The 20,209-nt window shown below is 40.9% G+C and carries 16 protein-coding genes; 8 read left to right on the forward strand and 8 right to left on the reverse strand.

The annotated features are described in order from the left end of the window. The first annotated feature begins 22 nt into the window (after positions 1–22). The 8 genes from H3001_RS06550 to H3001_RS06585 all read left to right on the forward strand — a co-directional run bounded on the left by H3001_RS06550 (position 23) and on the right by H3001_RS06585 (position 6,468). Positions 23–1,792 (forward strand): DNA topoisomerase, encoded by a 1,770-nt coding sequence (locus H3001_RS06550; RefSeq protein ID WP_117597249.1) that lies wholly within the window; start codon positions 23–25, stop codon positions 1,790–1,792. A 292-nt stretch (positions 1,793–2,084) separates the two neighbouring features. Next, positions 2,085–2,300 carry a hypothetical protein gene (locus H3001_RS06555; RefSeq protein WP_032946538.1) on the forward strand — a complete coding sequence of 72 codons (216 nt, stop codon included), beginning with the start codon at positions 2,085–2,087 and terminating at the stop codon, positions 2,298–2,300. An 18-nt stretch (positions 2,301–2,318) separates the two neighbouring features. Beyond that, positions 2,319–2,528, forward strand: a complete 210-nt coding sequence (locus tag H3001_RS06560) for a hypothetical protein (RefSeq protein ID WP_004294135.1) — start codon at positions 2,319–2,321, stop codon at positions 2,526–2,528. Between the two features lie 18 nt (positions 2,529–2,546). After that, complete coding sequence (locus H3001_RS06565; protein ID WP_032946540.1) at positions 2,547–3,569, forward strand: PRTRC system protein E; 1,023 nt, start codon at positions 2,547–2,549, stop codon at positions 3,567–3,569. A gap of 45 nt (positions 3,570–3,614) precedes the next feature. After that, on the forward strand, positions 3,615–3,836 hold the full coding sequence (locus H3001_RS06570) for a PRTRC system protein C (RefSeq protein ID WP_032946542.1): 222 nt from the start codon (positions 3,615–3,617) through the stop codon (positions 3,834–3,836). Positions 3,837–3,872: 36 nt separating this feature from the next. Then, positions 3,873–4,982 (forward strand): hypothetical protein, encoded by a 1,110-nt coding sequence (locus H3001_RS06575; RefSeq protein ID WP_032946544.1) that lies wholly within the window; start codon positions 3,873–3,875, stop codon positions 4,980–4,982. Positions 4,983–4,987: 5 nt separating this feature from the next. Then, positions 4,988–5,689 carry a prokaryotic E2 ligase family D protein gene (locus tag H3001_RS06580; RefSeq protein WP_032946545.1) on the forward strand — a complete coding sequence of 234 codons (702 nt, stop codon included), beginning with the start codon at positions 4,988–4,990 and terminating at the stop codon, positions 5,687–5,689. Next, the gene (locus tag H3001_RS06585) at positions 5,686–6,468 is read left to right on the forward strand and encodes a PRTRC system ThiF family protein (RefSeq protein WP_032946546.1); all 783 of its coding nucleotides are present in this window, start codon (positions 5,686–5,688) and stop codon (positions 6,466–6,468) included. The genes H3001_RS06580 and H3001_RS06585 overlap by 4 nt, the downstream gene beginning before the upstream one ends. Positions 6,469–6,526: 58 nt before the next feature. Here the strand turns inward: H3001_RS06585 and H3001_RS06590 are convergent, their stop codons facing one another. The 8 genes from H3001_RS06590 to H3001_RS06625 all read right to left on the reverse strand — a co-directional run bounded on the left by H3001_RS06590 (position 6,527) and on the right by H3001_RS06625 (position 20,209). Further along, positions 6,527–6,832: a helix-turn-helix transcriptional regulator gene (locus H3001_RS06590; protein WP_032946547.1), complete on the reverse strand. Its 306-nt coding sequence runs from the start codon at positions 6,830–6,832 to the stop codon at positions 6,527–6,529. 638 nt (positions 6,833–7,470) lie between these two features. Next, positions 7,471–7,887: a hypothetical protein gene (locus H3001_RS06595; protein WP_032946548.1), complete on the reverse strand. Its 417-nt coding sequence runs from the start codon at positions 7,885–7,887 to the stop codon at positions 7,471–7,473. Then, a complete protein-coding gene (locus H3001_RS06600) occupies positions 7,888–9,111 on the reverse strand; it encodes a nucleotidyltransferase domain-containing protein (protein WP_032946549.1) in 1,224 nt (407 codons plus the stop codon). 3 nt (positions 9,112–9,114) lie between these two features. Then, positions 9,115–10,230, reverse strand: coding sequence for an HNH endonuclease (locus H3001_RS06605; protein ID WP_032946551.1), 1,116 nt, complete (start codon positions 10,228–10,230; stop codon positions 9,115–9,117). Then, positions 10,231–11,274 (reverse strand): helix-turn-helix transcriptional regulator, encoded by a 1,044-nt coding sequence (locus tag H3001_RS06610; RefSeq protein WP_032946553.1) that lies wholly within the window; start codon positions 11,272–11,274, stop codon positions 10,231–10,233. It abuts the gene before it with no gap. Between the two features lie 74 nt (positions 11,275–11,348). Then, positions 11,349–15,674, reverse strand: coding sequence for a type I restriction endonuclease subunit R (locus tag H3001_RS06615; protein WP_032946555.1), 4,326 nt, complete (start codon positions 15,672–15,674; stop codon positions 11,349–11,351). 16 nt (positions 15,675–15,690) lie between these two features. Continuing rightward, positions 15,691–18,285: a DUF262 domain-containing protein gene (locus H3001_RS06620; protein ID WP_181214456.1), complete on the reverse strand. Its 2,595-nt coding sequence runs from the start codon at positions 18,283–18,285 to the stop codon at positions 15,691–15,693. Continuing rightward, the gene (locus tag H3001_RS06625; protein ID WP_032946559.1) at positions 18,275–20,209 is read right to left on the reverse strand and encodes a DUF262 domain-containing protein; all 1,935 of its coding nucleotides are present in this window, start codon (positions 20,207–20,209) and stop codon (positions 18,275–18,277) included. The genes H3001_RS06620 and H3001_RS06625 overlap by 11 nt, the downstream gene beginning before the upstream one ends.

Genomic DNA, 20,209 nt, shown 5'->3' on the forward strand with positions numbered 1-20,209 from the left:
AGATATAAAAACAGAATTTATCATGATTGCCATATTAACAGACAAACCAAGTGTAGGAAAAGAAATCGGAAGAATCATCGGTGCAACCAAAGTAAGAAACGGATATGTGGAAGGAAACGGCTACATGGTTACATGGACTTTCGGGAACATGCTGTCACTGGCCATGCCGAAGGACTACGGAACCCAGAAGCTGGAACGGAATGACTTTCCTTTCATCCCGTCCGAATTTGAACTGATGGTACGGCATACACGCACCGAGAACGGATGGATACCGGACATTGATGCCGTGCTCCAGTTTAAAGTAATCGAGAGAGTGTTTCAGGCATGCGATACCATCATTGCGGCTACCGATGCCAGCCGTGACGGGGAAATGACATTCCGCTATGTCTATCAATACCTGAACTGTACACAGCCTTGCTTCCGTCTGTGGATTTCCTCTCTTACCGACGAGTCTGTGCGTAAAGGCATGGAAAACCTGAAGCCGGACAGTTGCTACGACAGCCTGTTCCTTTCTGCCGACAGCCGCAACAAGGCGGACTGGATTCTCGGAATCAACGCCAGCTATGCCATGTGCAAGGCGACTGGCCTTGGCAACAATTCCCTCGGACGGGTGCAGACACCGGTACTGGCTGCCATCAGCAGACGCTACCGTGAAAGGGAGAACCATATTTCATCGGACAGCTGGCCCATCTACATCAGCCTGCAAAAGGACGGCATTCTCTTCAAGATGCGCCGCACACAGGATCTTCCCGACAAAGAATCCGCAACAATGTTTTTTCAGGACTGCAAGCTGGCACATCAGGCACAGATCACAGGTATCAGTCACAGCGTAAAGGAAATACTTCCACCGGATCTGCTTGACCTGACACAGCTTCAGAAGGAAGCGAACATCCGCTATGGTTTTACCGCATCAGAGGTGTATGACATCGCCCAGTCTCTTTATGAAAAGAAACTGATTTCCTATCCGCGGACTTCCAGCCGTTATCTGACGGAGGATGTGTTTGACTCGCTTCCACCAATCATGGCGTGTCTGCTATCATGGGAGCTGTTCCCTGCAGCTAAAGGAACTGGAGGTATTGACATATCCAATTTGTCCCGCCACGTAATAAGCGCAGAAAAAGCCAATGTACATCATGCCATCATCATTACAGGTATCCGTCCCGGAAATCTGTCCGAAAAGGAAATGCAGGTTTACAGACTTGTAGCCGGAAGGATGCTTGAAACATTCATGGCTCCATGCCGCATAGAAACGACAAATGTTGAAGCGGTTTGTGCCGCACAGCATTTCAAGGCCGAACAAACAAGAATCATTGAAGCCGGCTGGCATGACGTGTTCATGCGTTACGACATGATCCCGACATCGGGATATTCCGTCAAAGAACTCCCCGAAGTGGAGAAAGGTGATACTCTGAATGTATGCGGATGCAACATGGTACACAAAAAAGAGCTGCCGGTAGATCCGTTCACGGATGCAGAACTGGTGGAATACATGGAGCTGAACGGACTGGGCACGGTATCCTCACGTACCAATATCATCCGTACACTGGTTAACCGTAAGTATATCCGTTATTCAGGGAAATATATCGTTCCGACCCCGAAAGGCATGTTCACCTACGAAACCATCCGTGGAAAGAAAATTGCGGATACTTCACTCACCGCAGACTGGGAAAAACAGCTGGCCGGACTTGAAAGCGGAATGATAACCGGACAGGACTTCCTGAACAGGATCAGGACTCTCGCCAAGGAAATGACTGATGACATTTTCAATACCTATTCCACAAAAGAAGAATAACATCCATATCAATATAACCATAAGAATGCAGGCCGGAAGGTCTGCATTTTTTTGTATCCGTACAGAAAAGAATCTGTTTTTCCGCTTTTAAGCGGCAAAGGTCTTGGATTGCCTGCCTTTTGCCGCAAGGCTGCCCTCAAGGGCTTGGCTGGACAGAAAAAAATCATCCTCGCTACGCTCCGGTATTTTTTCCTGCCAGGCCTTGCGCAAAAAGGCAATCCAAGAGGCCGGAGGCCTATAAAATCGGGAAAACACATCCCGATGGGATTATTCATTCATAAAATTAAGGATTATGAAACTACAGATTATCGAAAGTATCAGCAAGCATGCGGTAACCCTGGTACTGGTTATCGGAATACTTATGCTGACAGACAAAGGTATCATGCCTACAGGTATGATTGCAATGCTCCTGCTCACCGGAGGAATCATAGGATTTCTTTTCAGAGCTCTTCTACTGATTGTAAGGATAGCATTTATCTTTTTCATTGTCGGACTCCTGTTTTTCTAACCAATAAAACCAACAGATATGAAAACAAGTACATGTATATCTTCTGCTCCTGTCATGCCGGCTGTATGGCCACAGAGTGAACATATCAGACCAGTCAAAAGACGTCTGCCCAATACAGTTGATGAGCCTAAAAACATCGGCTATTATCTGGAATCTCTGCGTGATATTTCCAGCAATCCTGACAGAGAGAATGTCCTGAAAGAATTCTTCAAGGAAACTTATGTATAACCATAAAATTTTTCAATTATGTTTTTTCAATCAATTTATCAGATGATTACAGCAGGTACGGATCTGAATATCAATATCCGTAAAGTGGACAACAACCTGAGTGTGGCAGTCATGCCAAGGCGGAACAGCCTGAAAGAAGATACGCGGCAAAACATGGTGCCACTGGTCGTAAACGGAACACCGGCAGAATTGGATATGGGCTTCCTGCAGACCATACTCCAACCGATACAGAAGGTACAGGGACTGCTTGTCAATGCGGAAAATTTCGAGAAACAGGCAGAAAAGGCTACATCACAGGCCAAATCATCCAAGGCTCCAACAATACCGGCCGAATCAAAGGAAGCCAGGGAAAAACGGGAAAAGATGGAAAAACTCCTCAAGAAGGCTGATGAAGCAACTGCCGCAAAAAGGTTCTCCGAAGCAATGACATGGCTGAAACAGGCACGGGTGCTGGCTCCTTCAGAAAAACAGAAGGAGATTGACGAAAAGATGCAGGAAGTACAGAAACAGGCCAGCGAAGGAAGTCTGTTCGGTATGGCAGAGGAATCGGCGCCGGTAATTCCCCAACCACAAGGCAGCATGAACGGTCAGCCACAGCCCGGTATGCAAACAAGCATATTCCCGGAGCAACAGACCCATACTATGAATCCTGAACCTGTCATGCAGCCTGCTCCACAACAGATTCCACAGGAAATGCCTCAACCGGTATATGGAACGAACGGAGCATATATCCAACCTGCTCCAAACCGTCCCGTAATGCAAGGAACAGGTATGCCGCAAGGAGCTACAATGCAGCCATATCCGCAGCAGCAGGTACGGCAGCCGACAAACGGTCATATACCGAACGGAACGGTACAAGTACAGAACGGAAACGGACGGGAATACCAGACTACACCGGCAGCCCATGATACATTCTGCTTCGATCCGGAAGACGAAAATGACAGGGAGCTTCTAAGAGAAGACCCGTATGCGGAATATCCGGATTTTCCGGCTGAGTACCGAATGAAGGACGAGGCACAGGTAGAAATGATATACTGCTGATATATAAAAATAAATGACTTGTAAAACCAATAAACTATAAACAATATGGCACTGGAAATTAAAGGAATGAAAAGAGTCTTCAAAATGAGGAAGAACAGTCAGGAAACCGTACTGGACGATCCGAACGTAAACATGTCTCCGACTGAAGTGATGGACTTCTATTCAATGAACTATCCGGAACTGACCACCGCGACCGTACACGGACCGGAAATCGAAGACGACCGGGCAGTATATGAATTCAAGACCACTATCGGAGTAAAAGGGTAAGAACATGAAAAAAGAACAACGTAAAGACAAGAAACCATGTACACAACTTACGGAACGGGCTTTGAAAAATTTAGCCAGACTTATCATATCGGAACTCGAAAATACGGACATAAGCCGGGGCATCAGGAACAGAAAGAAAAGAAGACTCCCTCCTGCAGAAAGCCTCATGGTTTTCTGAACACGAGAATACCTTCCATCGCTCCCGATTTGTATGTTGAGAATGACAGGGATGTAACGGTAAATGTCACCACCAAAGAGAATCTTGATTTCCTGTACCGTTCAGCCATAAAGTATGCGCAGCTCCTGGATGTGGAGCTGCCATACCATCCTGTAGGCAGGACTTCCATAAGAGAAAAAATATGCCTGCTATATAATGCATTGGATTCCATAGTATCTCATCATGTGAATCTGGAACTTGTCGGTGACAGGCTCCAGTTCTGTATCTATCATTTCCATGAATGGCCTGATTACACCCTGTTCCTGATACCGATAGATTTTACGGAAAGACTGAAAGGTGAAATCAAAAGGATCACACTGGAGTTCATCAGACGGTTCATCAAGTATCACAGGATGATGGATATAACCGATACCCCTTATTTTGAGATGTCGGAAGTCTGTATCGATTATGTGGACTTTGAACAGCTTGATGAGGATGAGAAAAAGGATTTGTACAGAAAGGAAAAGCTCTTCAGGTCATATGAGAAAGGGAGAATCCATAGGAAGCTGTGCCGGATGCACTCCAGGGCTTTCTGCAGGAATCTTGAAGAACATATCCACAACTACAATCCTTCCAGCAATAAGGAAAAAAGACTTTTGGAACTGATTACTGAAGGGATGTCCCTGATTGCAAAGGACAGCCCTTATATCTTGAATTATGACTATGATTATGCAAGCGAAAAGGAAAGGGATTTCGAACCGCCACCGCTCGAATATCAGATTCTGCTTACATATTCCATCACGGATACGGTTACCAAAGACATGGAAAGCTGTTTCAGTACTGACTGTCAGGAAACATATAATCAGACGCCCGTATCATTTACCTTCATCACACCGGAAACTGAAAAACTGTTCAGACCAGAGAATTATCCGGAACGGTTCTCAAAATGGTTTGAGAAATTTGTAGAACATGTTACCTATAATTTATAAACATCATGAATGAACTGACCCAAAATATTCAAAAAATGATGGTGCCGAAGGCGGCTATCATAGCCTACAAGTATGAAGACAGAAGAAATTCTGATACCAAGTACTTCATAGAATTGCGTCCCATCGGAAAAAGCGGACAGATGGGGGCAGGTATCCCCGTCACATACGAATTCATGAATACCCTGCTGGAATCCTATACGGAAGAAATGAGTGGGATACCGGCAGGCAGAGTCCCTGAAAACATGCTGGCCTGCAATCCGAAAAAAGGACAGGAGGAATATATCTGGTACAATCCGCCCGGAAAGAGACAGATGTTCTTTCACAAGGATCTCAATATACAGGACGGCATGTTCAATCTGCCGGGGATTGTCTACCATGTAAAAAACGGAAGCATGGACGTGTTCGCCTTCAAGGGAAAACGTCCGGTGGAGACGACTCCGCTGTTCCGTGCCCCGTTCTTCAACGTGACCGGTTCAAGTGTCTGCCTTGGCAGCAGTTCTTTGGAAAAGCCACAGAATCCGACTTTCCTTTCCCTGCTGGAATACTGGGAAAAACGGTTCTGGCTGACTGAATTCTCCCATCTGGGAGGAAATGTCAATCCTACCGTTTCAAATCTTGTCATCGTCACCGAGAACATAAGAAACAATCCGTTCGACATGAACGAACTCAAGCCCATGAATAAAAAACTTAAAGACATACTTCCATGAAAAAGATACATTTTACCGACCGCTACCTGCTCAATCCGCGTCATCCGGTAACGGTATTTGTCATCGGAGCCGGAGGTACCGGCTCACAAGTGATAACCAATCTGGCACGCATGAGCATGGCACTTCAGGCATTGGGCCATCCCGGACTGCATGTCACCGTATTCGATCCCGATACGGTAAGCCAGGCCAATATAGGACGCCAGCTTTTCAGTGAGACGGAACTGGGACTGAACAAGGCCGTATCACTTGTCACACGCATCAACCGTTTCTTCGGATACGCATGGACTACCGAACCGCAATGTTTTCCTACCAGGAATTTTTCTGAAGACAGCACAGCAAATATCATCATTACCTGTACGGATAATATTCGTTCACGTCTTACGCTTTGGAAGTTCCTGAAGAAAGTCCGCAAAGAAAACTTCAGTGACCATTCGGCTCCCATATACTGGATGGATTTCGGGAACAGCCAGACAAAAGGACAAGTCATCATCGGGACGGTACGTGAGAAAGTTCTCCAACCTTCTTCACAGGAATATATTCCCATGCCTAAAATGAATGTCATCACCGAAGAAGTGGACTATGCGAAAATCAAAGAAAAAGAATCGGGACCAAGCTGTTCTCTGGCGGAAGCCCTGGAAAAACAGGATTTGTTCATTAACTCCACACTGGCACATATCGGATGTGACATATTATGGAAAATGTTCAAGGAAGGAAAAACACTATATCGCGGTGCCTATGTAAATCTGGAAACATTGAAAGTGACCGCAATCCCGGTATAATGCATAAGTGACCGTATGTATCATCTTTCCATCAGAATACGGTCACTTATTCTATTTGCTACTTATTATTTACTATGTTCTTACCTCGCTGGAGAAGGAAACTCTGTATCTCTGAGGCGAGATAGAATGATTTCCCGTTCTTTTCCACCGAGTAATATTTAATCTTGCCCTCTTGCCTGTAACGTGCCAAAGTTCTTTGTGACACACCAAGGAGTTCTGCCAAATCCACATTATCAAGCAGTCTGTCTCCGTTCATACATTCTTTCAGACGGTTCATCTGGTCCAGTTTCTTTTCAATGCGAGTAAATCCCTCTACCATGGTTCCTATCAGTCTTTCGAGTATCTCATTATCTATATATGACATAATTCCAATATTATAAGTGAATAAATCGATACTCTTTTCGTGCGCACTCAAGAGTATATACTCATAATAGTGAGAATAACATGCCAAACAGATAAAGAAGATAAAAACATTTTGTATACATCTGTTAATCAGATATATAAATTTACATCTTGATTTTTCTGCTGTAAACCGAAAGTGTAAACCATTTAAAGCATAGCTATTACCAAGTTTACATTTCTATAACGACTACTTATTATACTTTGAACTGAGCTTTTAAGAGAGGTTTACTAATAGCTTTATAACGACTCAAGGTACAGAATTTAATGCCATACAGAATGTGGTAAACTATAAAACGGGAAGAATATTTGCAGTCATAACAAAGAAAAAACTCTTAGTATGACTGCAAACATACTAAAAATAGCTACTGCAATTATTAAGTTAAATAATAAAATACACTTACTTAATCCCTATTTTTCATAAGATACTTTTATGCTTCCTGTTACTTTACCTTAATCAATAAAATTTGCGAAAACAAGTTGAACCATTTGAAACGAACTGGGATGATGGAAGGATATTGTGGACAAACAAATACTTTTAATTCGATTGGTCAATTAGAGTGGATATTAGAAGCCTCTTATTACTATACTTAAAATACAATATCACTCTTTCTTTCCTCTGTGGATTCCTCCTCCAAGCCACTTGGCTGTAACAAGCCAATTTTCATAATAGTAAAACCATTCTGAAATCCAGGGAATAATTTCTGTTATTTTGTGCGAAGCATTCCATTCTTCTGATGGACGATGGTAGATACAGAGATGCTGCTTATCAGTATTATAAACATGTGGCAATCCTTTTTCTCCTTCACACAGAGATAACTTATCTAGAGCAAACACATCCACATGCTTTCCTTCTTTGTAGCAAATCTTGAATTGATAAGTTCCACTTAAAGAAGATGGTTGCACGGAATACTTCCAGCAGAAACTCGTTGGAGTTTCTGCATAGAAGTGTCCGTTGGGATATGCTTGTTGCAAAAAAGCCTTCTGCTGTATTTTTGTAAATTTCTTTTCTCTTTGCATTTATTCGTCTCCATGGAATGTATGAGCTTTCACAACCGTACCAATAGTTCCTAAAGCACCTGTTATCGTAGCTCTTAATACGTTATTATCTCTGTTTTTACGTTGATTGTCGGCAATTGCACTAAAAGTCCGCTGCACTACATCTCTACCGAAAGGTTTGTTCATAGACTCAGCAATTAATTGCAAACCACCTCTTTTTTCAATGATTTGCTCCACATCTTGCTTTACTTGTTTTAACCATGCAAAGAAGTTTAACTGTTTCTGCGGTGTTTCTACCCATTTGTCGGCAAAGTTCTCATCAGGATTTACGGGATTACGCACAATACACAGACCGGTATTTGGTTCACGTTCGATATATCTCTCCATACTGTTGACTACGTTTACCAACGCATCAAGAACGTCTGTTTCCTTGTTGTAAGCACGTGCTGCTAGTGTTGTGATAATAATAGAGATTGGCTTGTTTTCATCGCCGTTAAACATTAAGTCACGGTGACGTTTAAGTATCTGTACAACACGTTGCAAAGGACTTTTCTTCTCTTTATATGCTGGCACATTGCCAACTTTAGCTTCGGAAAACAAAACTGTTCTACGAGTCAATACACTGCACCTATCCTCAAACCATTTGGCATAACCAAACGGATTGCTCTTAAGCCATTTACTACTATCTGTCTCATATTTATAGTTAGAGAGTTCCCTGTCAGTAATACGGAGAGCAAGCTTGTCAACCTGCCCTACTGACACACTGAAATATTGCTCCCGAAGGCGTGTCTTCTCGTTGTTTACACATGGAAGGATGTCCAAGTGATATTTATCGCTTGCGTTTTCTGAATTTTTACGATATAAAAGTGTCCAACATCGACGCCCCTCTTCATCCAATAACTTCTTGTATCGTTCTGAAACCTTCAGTCTTTCGCCAACTTTTGCTTTTAAGTTTTCCGCAGTCCAGTCAGGATGCTTTTCCATCAACTCACACACTAAGTCAATATCAAGATCATCGTTCTCATTGACTGGAGTAATCATCGTTCCTAGTAGAAACGAACCTTGTGGTTGAATCTCAGGCTTATATGGAGCTAGCGGGGAAGATTCGTCTCCAAGGAATTTGCCTACAGCCTGATAGCTGCTTACCAGCTCGTCATATCTTGATTCAGGCACATCCAAAGACGCACCTAAATTCTCAAAAATTTCGTTGAATTGTTTATGTTCTTCTGTTGTTAATTCTCTCATATCTTATTCAATTATAATTGCTCTATTTTCGGTATTATTATAATAGTCGTGCAGTATTAGTTTCATGTCAGCTTTGGGCATCCAAACGTGACCGAGCATAAACGCACACGCTACAGGCATGGCCATGTGAACCAAAATCTCATTATAGGCTGATGATGCTTTTATTTTGTCAAGCACCTCTCTAGTGAAACTTGCAAATTCATTAAGTTTTGCTTCTGTCTTTAAAAAATCATTGTTAGGATTAGTGCATGTAACTGTCCATATTGAAACATCTTGGCTAGAATATAATGTTCTAATTCTCTCCGTGATAGCTGTAGCACTCAGCGCAAACACAAGAACAGGCTGCTTGCTCTTTTCTGCTGGTTCGATAATTCTAAACTCAATGTTCTCATCACCACTCTCCTGCCATTCCCATTTCTTGGTGTCACGATGTGGCTGATATACTTTCAATTCGCGAATGTCATTAAATAACGTCCCAAGTCTTACTAACAATGGCATATCAGCAAACGGAAATAATGAAATGTGTTTTGTTTCTGAATACTGAATACGTTGTTTTACTTCGTAGGCAAATGCAGCCTGCAGGTTGTTATCCTCTATCTCCCAAAAATTCGGATCAGATTCCTTCATGACATTTCCCTTCATACTAATCTCTATTGCAGAACTTGCCTCTGGGTAGTATACTGGGAATAAGACCGAAGAGATAGTATTGAACGAGAAGTCGGGAAGATGTTTCCCGATTTTGCTATAGTATGTAACTACATGACTCTTTTTGTCGTTCGCTATACCAGTCACGAGACGAATTCTGTCCTCATGACGCTTCTTCATCCCTTCCACAATCTCTATAGTATATTTCTCAGGGTCTGAATCTATTATTTTATGACAAGCAGGACACAACAATATTATATTATTTATATCCTGTGCCAATGATTCTGATTTTTCACCACCACGAGGACCATTTGGCGAATCTCCAATGATATGGCATAGTTCTCCAAAGTTCCCATACTCCTTCGTTATATCTCCTTCATAAAGGATTTTATTGCATCCTTCAAACTCACATCGACCTGCAGCCCTGAGCCACAACAATCGCATTACTTTTTGGGGTATATTTGTTTTTGACATTTAATCTTCGCTTTTATTGTCATTATACATACGGCTCATTGCATCTGCTGAATCTTTCATCATTTTACGCAAAGATTCAGGTGCTATAACTTCAATCTGCTCTCCAAAAGAACGAAGCAGAGAACGAAGCTCATAATTATTCTGAACTTTGAGTGTGACTTGCCAGTAACCATCTTCCATTGGGGTTGAGACAGTTGATTGGGACTCATGCAACGGTTTTGTCACAATATATCCGTAAGCTCGATTACTGACTTTAAGAATAACCTCTTCAACAGGTGCATTACTTAGTGAGACACCAACAACATCGCTAAAATACTCTTTGAAATCTATATCCTCGGCAAGTGGCTCGTAGGATTTAGATGTTTCCTTAAAACCCTCAATTCTGTCTATTGCAAAATTGGATAGGTATTCCGAATCTTTATGCTTTCCTATGAGAAACCATCTGTTATTGTACTGCTTCAGAAAGTAAGGAGTTATAACAATAGTTCTGGCATCTTTACCAAATGGATGATACACTATTTCGATAACCCTTTTATTTACAATAGAGTCAAAAATTGGTTTATAATACGTGTCCATACCTTTGAGATACGGATTATACTGAAAACTTACAACCGAATCTAAAGTTTCACCTAGTTTGCTGGTGGTGTAGAGCCTTTTCTCCAAATCATCTAACCATTCGAACTGTGGTACACCTTCAAAGCGTTTTAGGAGAATCAAGGCGTTATGTATCAAGTCAAATTCTTCTTGATTTATAGGCTGTTTTTTGATAGAAGCACCTTTTTTGTGATAACGGTAATATTTACGGTGTCCATCCTGAATAGCATCAATCAACATTGCATAACCTTCTTCACTTTCAATGAACTTCAAATCTTCTTGAACTTGACGTTTCTTAACCCCACCTCCATCTTTAGTTTCGCCATTATACAGATAAAGAGCCTCATTACATGCGTCAACAAGGTCTTCAATGTAATAACGTCTTGACCAATTGCTCAAACATTTGTCAAGCACCTGATATCTTAATTGTGCATTTTTATTTGTTGGCATAAGCTCATTGTTTTAATTTATATGGCAAAATTATGCAGAAAGAGTGCAGTCTTTCTGCACTCTTTCAAATAAAATCAATTAGAACTCTTTTTTTTAGGAATATTCTTCACAACAACCTTGGAAAAAGCATCTGCACAACTCTTAATTTCTTCATATTCTGCTAGTTCTTTTGAGGATAGCCCTTCATTGGTCCAATCCTCAATATTAGTTGCATACAAACCTTTGACAGTTTTCTCTAAATATGCAGTTGTCAGAGGAACATTCAGTGTCTCAATCTCCATATTGTCAATAATTGACTTGAAATAAGCATAATCGCCATCAATAATAAATCCCATGTCAGCAGCAATACGATAAATTGCAATCCAGTGACGTTGCTTTGTGAACGGCGACTTTTTAGGGGTGTAACCTAAAAGTTGTATTATACTCTTTCTGAGAATATCTATCCGTGTTTCTTCTGGCAGATTTCTTATATCTTCTGGTTCTGCTGCAATTTGAGTCTCATCATTCATATGATAAGGAGTAAAATCTACAATTTTACTTGTTGCTTCTACAGGAGTATCAGAACCAGAAATATCGTGTCCATTAGCTTCTAGGGCAGTTATTGACGAACCCGTTACGTAGAAATACATGGTAAGGATTATGTTGAGTGCGGTATCTACCTCCTGCTCTGAAGCTGTTGGAGAAATATGAGACTCTTCGTTGCGCCAGCCCTTCACCAATAACAACCACTTATAGAGCTGTTGCTTGGCTTCGTCTGTGCTCCAGCGCAGGTTCCACAAGCACTTGTGAGCATAGAGCGCATCCTTCCATGAAGGAGTGTCACCTTCATTACGAGCAGAAAGTTCTTTACCATTGATAAGGTAGTAAAGCTTTTTAAGATACGCCTCAAACTTTGTCACTAACTGATTGAATGCGATATGCTTATCCACTAGTGTAGACTTCTTAGCATATAGATTCTCAAATGCTCTCTGAATGAAAATGTCCACACCGTCAAGAGAGTCAATCGACTTGGTATTGATTACATAGAATACACTATTTATAATTTCCTTCTTTGAACGCATGTGGGGCAACAATGAAGGGATGCATGAAGTCAATATCTCTTCTATCTTATCTCTTACAGTTTCCAAATTGAAACCAGTCTCTACTTCGGAGTTTTTCCCTGCTGTAACAGTCACAACTTCTTCTGGTAATGTTTCAGCTTCCGATTTAACATCAACGTTTACGCCAAGATAAGCCTTCAGGATGGCTTCTCGTTTTGCTCCGTCAAGGATGAAATCGCGAAGCATCTTGTCAGCCTTTGGCCGTACCATACGAGGTGGAATTGTTGTACCTTCTATCTTTTCGAGGAAAGCGCGAGTCTTCACGCCATCAAGAGTCAGTTTAAGGTTCTCAAACTGGTTATACTCATTGATATTCTGTTCTGTCACGTCACGTCCCATGATATGGGTAAGCTGACTGAAGTTTAAGCCTGTAGCCTCTGCAAGTATCATAATCTGCTTGTGGAGCTCACGAAGCTGGTACTCTGCAATGTAATCTTGAATGGTCTTTCCTGTCTCAAGGTGAAGATCACCACTCTCTATGTCATGCAAAACCACTATTGCCGTACGCTGGTCACGCTGTGAGAGTGAGGCAAACGTCTTGTGCAATTCCTTCAAAGCCTCTTTTGTCAGTTCACTACCTGGACCATTCATATAGAGGTTCTTGACAAACTTCACAAATTTTGAGTTGATATATTCGGCATCAATAGTTCCTGTACCTGTTTCTGTGATATAGGTATCGATTGGATAGTCAAACTCTGTAGGCTCAGAGTTACCTCCTGGCTTTGACTCAAACAATTCGCGATAACGCTGTAGTAGGGTAAGATATGTTGATTCATCAATCTCCATTTTTACCTTTGTGTAGGTATCACCATGCTCAAACTCATACTCAGTCTTCTCCCAAAGGAAGCCTTGCAATTTTGCAGCTTCAAGCAAACGAGTCATCTGCACAAAGTCCTTGGCAAACATATTGCGGTCTTCGCGAGTATCAGGCAACTTTGAGAAATTCTGAATGTTATGAGACTTAAAGATATCACTTATGTGCAGGAAATAACGATTGATGCTATCAAGGTTCTGCTCCAGTTTATCCACAAACACTCCAAGAGGTCTGTCCACATATACTTCAAGAGCATCTTCTATATTCTGCTCCATTGTGTATGGAAAAGTATAGTACTTGATGATACCAAACGGTTTGTCTGGTCCAAACAAACGATTGGTACGTGAAAACGACTGAATTATGTCCACATATTTCATCACCTTGTCCACATACAAAGTGTTCACCCATTTTGAGTCATAACCAGTCAGCATCTGTGTTACAACGATAAGTAGGTCAATCTGTTGTTGATGATCATGTTCTATACCCAAGTAAGGCTTCTTATGTGCCAAACGCTTAGCTACATCCTTCTTGTACTTGCCGTAAGTTGCCAATGCAAAGGTTGTTTGATAGCGAGCGTTATAGTCGGTAAGCATCTCCAGTATAGCATCTTCCTTAGCAATACCTTCATCACTGTTATCGATATTATTGTCAAATACAGTTACGGCATTTACCGATGGGTATAGTTCCTTGAATAGTTTATAATATGCGATAGCCTCTGGAATGTTTTGTGTGGCAAGGATAGCATGGAACTTGCCATTCTTGCTTGCCTGCTCACGATGTGCCACAATATCCTGTACTACAGCTAATTGATGCACTCGTTGCTGATAAATATCTTTTGGCAGATAGTGCTCGATACCATGTGTCAACTTTCCTGTCTTTGGATCATTATATGTATCTGGCATCTGTAGTTCAGAAATAAACTTGTTATACACCTTCTTCTTTTCTTCATCCTCATCTACCTCCTCGATGGAATGAACCCCGAGTTGTGCAAAAGCTGCCTTTTCACGCAGTTCATCATCTTCGTATGTGTTTACTCGATACACATCAAATCCCAGTACGTTGCCATCAGGAATACCACTTGCTATTGTGTATTTGTGCAACATGTCACCAAAGAGTGTTTCTGTAGTTATCTCGTTATGTGCATTTTCTTCAAAGACTGGTGTCCCTGTGAAACCAAAGAGCAACGCACGTGGAAAAGCATTCTTGATACCAATAAGCATACCTCCGAATACACTACGATGGCACTCATCAATGATAAAAACCAATCGTTTACGTCCGATTGCATCTATCTCGCTCTGAGCGATGCCGTTCTGCACATTGATGTTCGACATCTTTTGTATGGATGTTACAATCAGTCGGTCATCAGGATCGATACTCCTCAACTTGCTGACTAGTATAGCTGTATTCTGAGTATCCTGTATGCTATCATCATCGCCAGCAAAGCCACGGTATTCATCCAAAGACTGTATTGAGAGTTCGATGCGGTCAAGCAGGAATACCACCTTGTCTGCATCACCAGAATTTGCTATGAGCTGAGCACTCTTAAATGAAGTCATGGTTTTACCTGATCCTGTAGTGTGCCAGATATAACCACCACGATGCTGGTGAGTATCCCAGTTTGTGCGGTGAGTCACATCGCTTATCTTGCTAGCTGCATAATACTGATATGAGCGTAGCACCTTTAGCATCTTGTCCTTTTCGTCTGCTATAGTATAGTAACCCACAAGCTGATGTGCCATAGGGATTGACAATAATTGACTAGCAATAATACGCCAATCAGTTATTTCCATATTATTGAAGTCAGCCCAATGGAATTGGAACTCAGGTTTGAAGTTATCTTCTGCTCCTGGATTAGCAAAGTACAAAGTCTTTTCGGGTGTCATGGCCACGAAAATTTGTACTAATTTGAAGATACCACTAGAAAAAACACCTTCGTGAGTGTAACGCTTAATCTGGAAGACTGCTTGTGTCACATCCACTCCGCTACGTTTCAATTCCACATGGATTACAGGCATACCGTTGATAAGTAGCATTATATCGCCTCGACGTTCGCCTCCCAATGGATGAGAAGCCTTGAAACGAGGTTGACGTACAATCTGATAACGGCTCTGACCAGCACATATTTCCTGTGCATCAAAGATTTTCAAATATACCTCCTTGCCACAGTTATTTGCATCTGCTGGATTATCACGCTTTATTATAACCTGTCCACCATTGATAAGACGGTTCATCTCAAATGGTGAAGCACACATGTTCACTTGGTCAATCACTTGCTGCATCTCTGTCTTTGTCAAAGGTGCATTGCCCAATCGGTTAATGTCGCGGTTATTATCATAGAGGATATTCGCCCAGTTCTGTACAAGGTCTTCCTCTGTTGGATTCATCATGATTCCTCCATCCCATCCATGACTGGTGTGAAGAAGATTGGCAAGAGCCTGCTCAAATGCAAGTTCCTTGATGAAGAATTGAGTATTATCGTTAGCCATATTTAAATTCTGCTTATCATAAATGATTATAGTATTCTGTTTTATATCGCTCTATCGTTAGTTTCATTGTTGACACAAGTACATCAATGTCATTAACTATTGATGTTGTGTCATCTTCTGTAATGACATAGTCACCTATGCCATCACCCCAACGAATCTCGCAGTTGTGGTTAGGTATGCTTATAAGCAAACCATGAGAACCAAGAGATTTTGAGTCTTGCAATTCTACAGTTACATCTTTCATCAATTTTTTTTCTTCTTCATTATAAAATACATCAGTAGCAAGTGTCTTGATATATATAAGTATTGGGTCTAAACAATGGCTATCTGTTGACTGTAATTGAGCAAAAATTATATGTCCTTTATCTTCATAGAATCTCTTTCTTCGAGATTCCCAAATAATATGAGGACGTTGTTTGAAATACTTTACCCATCCTATGTTGCTGGTTGACTCAACTATGTGTTTGCAGAAGTCCTCAAATGTTGCTTGATCATTCCAATCTATCCATGTTTTTATGAACACACGAACAGATTCACCAAATTCTGGTTCCTCTCGCAAATAACGCTTCATACTGTTGTCTCGGTCTCTATTAAACTCATAGAGTCGATTCTTCGATTTCCAGCAATCCGGCTGTAAGCATAACATAGCGTTATAATACAGTTCTTGTTTTTCCCATTGTCTATCAAGATTTATCCACTTTGTCAAGCAATTAGAATAACCAATAAATGTTTCCAGGTTACCATTTGCCCAATGTAACAGACATCGTATTTGTCCCCATAAATATGGATTTCTTTCAGCATTTCTTATTGCATCTGTCCAGGAAACATTAATAATACCTTCGTTGTCGATAAGTCGCAATTTTGCCTTATCCTCTTCTTCCTCCAAAGACTTATTGTCAATACCCTTGTATGGGTGATTAAGTTGTTTGAGAAATAACAATACTGCAGCATTGTTTTCATAAAGGTCTATACCATTATCTTCATGATAGCGCTTCATATCCGAAACCATACTGAATACAGCTCCAAATGCATCCGAAGCATCCTTCCGTTTATTGATACGGTCAGTATTGTTATCGAACTTAAATACGTTTCGAGACATACGTGTCCATTCCTCAAAGTTCAAGCACCAAGCCTCCGAGTCGGACCTATATGGGTAGAGCTTCAGGAAGCATTGCAATGAATACAATGTGGCAAGGGTATCATTACTAATGTTATCGCCAACTAAATGAGAGAAATAGGTGTAGTCATTGTTATCGAAGAACGAATCCAGAGGCAATAATGTTGTTACATCCGTATATTGCCCTTCACCTTTATCAATAATCCATAAGTTAATATCATTTATGAGCTCTCTGAAATCAATGATTGTGCAATAACTAGGCAATATATTGCTGTCGCTACTTCTCCAGTCAACGAGATAATTCTGGTATGCGATTAACAAATCATCTAGATCTGATTCATTAACATTATATGAAGACTCAAACAGGGTTTCATGCAAATTATATATACGATTCTTTCTGATTTCATATAGACGCATTGCTTCCTCGTCATCATCATCTGGTTTCTCAAAGTCATTCGACAAATCTATGCTAGGTACTTTTGCAAACAACTGCATTGCAATCATACGCAACAGAAATATCTTCAATCTTTTTTCAGTTTCCTTTGCAGCGGCAAGTCTTTCTTTTTTATTATCATCAGAAGGAATCTGCGTCATAACTGCACTTGCATACTTCTGCCAAAACAAATCTATCCACTTTCCATCCATATTCTCACGCCAAGCATGTTCTATGTATGAATCAGCAAGTTTCTTACCATCACAATTTACTTCTCCTTGCTGCAATTGAATTTCTTCCTCAAGTGTAGATTTCAACTTGTCAAAATCAGAAAGAAGCTTCCCTCTTGCATTCATCTTAATGAACAACTCATCAGACATGCCCATCTCGCCCAAGTCAAGATGATTAAAGGTGATATTGTTTAATCTAGCCTGACAAGCATCCAAATCCAACGTCCAATCCATCTGCTCACAGATAGTGTCTATCATTACAAGCATAGAGTTGATGGTAGGATCAAAACGCCATCCCCATTGGAACCAATCTCTATTTTGGATAATTTCAGATGGTGTATAGATATGTGCCTTCAGTTTTGAGGCATCACGCTGCTCTTCTGGTTTACTTCTCTCTTCATCAGTTTTTTTCTTTGACTCTTTTGTCTTTTCAGCAGCTTCATTCACAAATTGCTTTGCATTATGGTGAACCAATTCTTTACAGAACGCTTCTGAGGTATTACGAGTCTCATATATCAATATAGATTCACCTTCGGCTGTCTGCAAATCGACGCCTAACACCCAATGCAGGATAAACAAGGTAGTCAAACGCTGCTGACCATCTAGAGGTTCAAAAGCGTTTTTTCTATCACTACCATACACAAAGTCAAGTTGTGTTTCAGCCTTCTTACCTGTTACTACAAGCAAAAGGCTACGTACAAAATGGTTGCGGATTTCCTTCACCTCTTTGTTCTTACGTCCCTGTGCATAGTCACGTTGTATCTGTGGTATGCGTATCTTACCTTTCTTAATAAGATCTGCGAAACACATTTTATCTATATTATCGCTCATAAGTTTCTGTAGAATTAGAGTTAAACACATTGAAGATAACATCAACCGTGTTGTGTATCTCCCTTAGATAGCCATCAAAGTCAGGCATACTCCATCGCATTGCATCTATGAAGGATGATTCTGTATTAGAGTTCGAATAGTATTTCAAGAATACATTTCGTGTACCTATTGGCATAAAGCGTTTTCCGGCCTTATCTTCGCGGATAATGCAGTGGCGCTTATATGGAAATGGTGCATCTTGATACTCTCTATTAGTCTTATAATCAAGCAATGTCAGATTGCCTATGCTATCCTTATTCTTTATTGCACCATCACCAGCAGAAAAGTATTCAAGTACCTCTTTACAGAAGTCGGTGTATTGTTTGTCAATGCCAGTTCCCCTAAGATTAGCTTCATACTTTGGAATAAAATCCATGCATTTATTGTAAAGTGGCTTTGCTGTTGCCTTTCTTTCATTCAGTTTTGATTCTATTCCAAGAATATAAGCCACATTATTCAACCAGCGCAAACGGTCTTCGTGTTCAACCAATGATGCGTTGTTCTGAGAGTCAATATGTTCAATGTCCCATTTTTCTTTCTTGAATGAGTCAAATGCAAAGCGCTGTCCCTTCTGGCGGCTTGTCTCTACATTGAACAAAAGCAATAGACGGAACACATACTTTGAGCCGTATTCAAAACCGTCAATGCTGGCTGCGTTGAGATAGTTACCTTTGTCTTTGAAACTATCCATAATTAGTTTATGGAACTCTTTCTCGGTATCATCATTTGTCCACTCTCTTCCAGAAAACTGTTGCTTGGCGTTTTCTAGCTTGTTATAGATATCAAGAGGTTGATTGCCAACACTTACCAGATAACCAACATAGTGATAGTATAAGTTGTTTTCGTACCAGGCAATCAACCTGTCATTAGTTTTTATGACATACTCCCAAGCAGCACGCATGTTGTCAATACCGTGTTTCTTCCATAGTTGTTTAAGTTCTACAGAATCATCTTTACGTTCTTGCGCTCTGCAATAGTCATATAGGTTCTGGAATAGACGATACGAATAATCTTTATCCGCGTGGTCAGTTGGTTTCTCTGTTACAAAGTCAAACAATACATCTATTCTCGTCTGATGACTATCATTGTTGTTGCTAATAAAGTACCAGAACTTATCATCCTGAAACTGACGCTCCATGATGTTCCAATCCAATGCCAGTTTGTCAGCTTCGACCCGATCGTTATTAGATAGGATATTTCTATCCATGATAAACAATGCCTTGATAAGTTCTGAACTTGTAAGACTGATTTTTCCTTTGTTAAGTCTGTTAAAAACCTGTATGCTTTCAATGGCTTGCTTCTCTTCTGAAACCACATACCAAATGAACTTTACTTGCTTGCTATTATTAGGAAGAAGTAAACAGTCTTTGATTGAATTCATTACCCCGTCATAGATGTGATTCGTAAACCATTTCTCAATCACATTCTTGGCAACAGCCAGATAGTAACTGTCTATGTTGTCTTGAGGTTTGGGGTTTTCAAAATCCAACTGAGGGCGATTAGTATAGGTCAGATTGTAAATCTTATCGGGTGTGAATATCTTCTTTTCCAAAGGCATCAAACCATATTCAAATATGAACATCAATATCAATCTAAGGGTGGTTAAACGTTGCTGCCCATCCAAAACTTCCCAGGCATCAATCTGTACGCCATCAGTATCTGTCCACTTGCAAGGTTTTACGACGAGTGGCTGCAGGTAATAACTATCTTCTTTATCCTGTTTAGCAAACTCACAAATGTCTTCCAATAGGTCAATAACCTGTTTTTCCTCCCAACGATAACCACGCTGGTAGGAAGGGATGACAAAGTGATACTTTGTCGTGATTAACTCTGCAACAGGTTTTGGGCAGAAGTTAGAGTTTGATGTGTATTGAGTGTTACTCAT

Origin of the sequence: Phocaeicola faecicola, assembly GCF_013618865.1 — a bacterium.
Lineage (GTDB): Bacteria > Bacteroidota > Bacteroidia > Bacteroidales > Bacteroidaceae > Phocaeicola > Phocaeicola faecicola.

What these genes read in the sequence shown, in the direction of transcription:
- H3001_RS06590 (WP_032946547.1), bottom strand. Translation starts at nt 6,832, where the DNA reads ATGTCATATATAGATAATGAGATACTCGAAAGACTGATAGGAACCATG.
- H3001_RS06610 (WP_032946553.1), bottom strand. Translation starts at nt 11,274, where the DNA reads ATGCCAACAAATAAAAATGCACAATTAAGATATCAGGTGCTTGACAAA.
- H3001_RS06615 (WP_032946555.1), bottom strand. Translation starts at nt 15,674, where the DNA reads ATGGCTAACGATAATACTCAATTCTTCATCAAGGAACTTGCATTTGAG.
- H3001_RS06555 (WP_032946538.1), top strand. Translation starts at nt 2,085, where the DNA reads ATGAAACTACAGATTATCGAAAGTATCAGCAAGCATGCGGTAACCCTG.
- H3001_RS06600 (WP_032946549.1), bottom strand. Translation starts at nt 9,111, where the DNA reads ATGAGAGAATTAACAACAGAAGAACATAAACAATTCAACGAAATTTTT.
- H3001_RS06625 (WP_032946559.1), bottom strand. Translation starts at nt 20,209, where the DNA reads ATGAGTAACACTCAATACACATCAAACTCTAACTTCTGCCCAAAACCT.
- H3001_RS06565 (WP_032946540.1), top strand. Translation starts at nt 2,547, where the DNA reads ATGTTTTTTCAATCAATTTATCAGATGATTACAGCAGGTACGGATCTG.
- H3001_RS06580 (WP_032946545.1), top strand. Translation starts at nt 4,988, where the DNA reads ATGAATGAACTGACCCAAAATATTCAAAAAATGATGGTGCCGAAGGCG.
- H3001_RS06585 (WP_032946546.1), top strand. Translation starts at nt 5,686, where the DNA reads ATGAAAAAGATACATTTTACCGACCGCTACCTGCTCAATCCGCGTCAT.
- H3001_RS06570 (WP_032946542.1), top strand. Translation starts at nt 3,615, where the DNA reads ATGGCACTGGAAATTAAAGGAATGAAAAGAGTCTTCAAAATGAGGAAG.
- H3001_RS06605 (WP_032946551.1), bottom strand. Translation starts at nt 10,230, where the DNA reads ATGTCAAAAACAAATATACCCCAAAAAGTAATGCGATTGTTGTGGCTC.
- H3001_RS06575 (WP_032946544.1), top strand. Translation starts at nt 3,873, where the DNA reads ATGTACACAACTTACGGAACGGGCTTTGAAAAATTTAGCCAGACTTAT.
- H3001_RS06595 (WP_032946548.1), bottom strand. Translation starts at nt 7,887, where the DNA reads ATGCAAAGAGAAAAGAAATTTACAAAAATACAGCAGAAGGCTTTTTTG.
- H3001_RS06550 (WP_117597249.1), top strand. Translation starts at nt 23, where the DNA reads ATGATTGCCATATTAACAGACAAACCAAGTGTAGGAAAAGAAATCGGA.
- H3001_RS06560 (WP_004294135.1), top strand. Translation starts at nt 2,319, where the DNA reads ATGAAAACAAGTACATGTATATCTTCTGCTCCTGTCATGCCGGCTGTA.
- H3001_RS06620 (WP_181214456.1), bottom strand. Translation starts at nt 18,285, where the DNA reads ATGAGCGATAATATAGATAAAATGTGTTTCGCAGATCTTATTAAGAAA.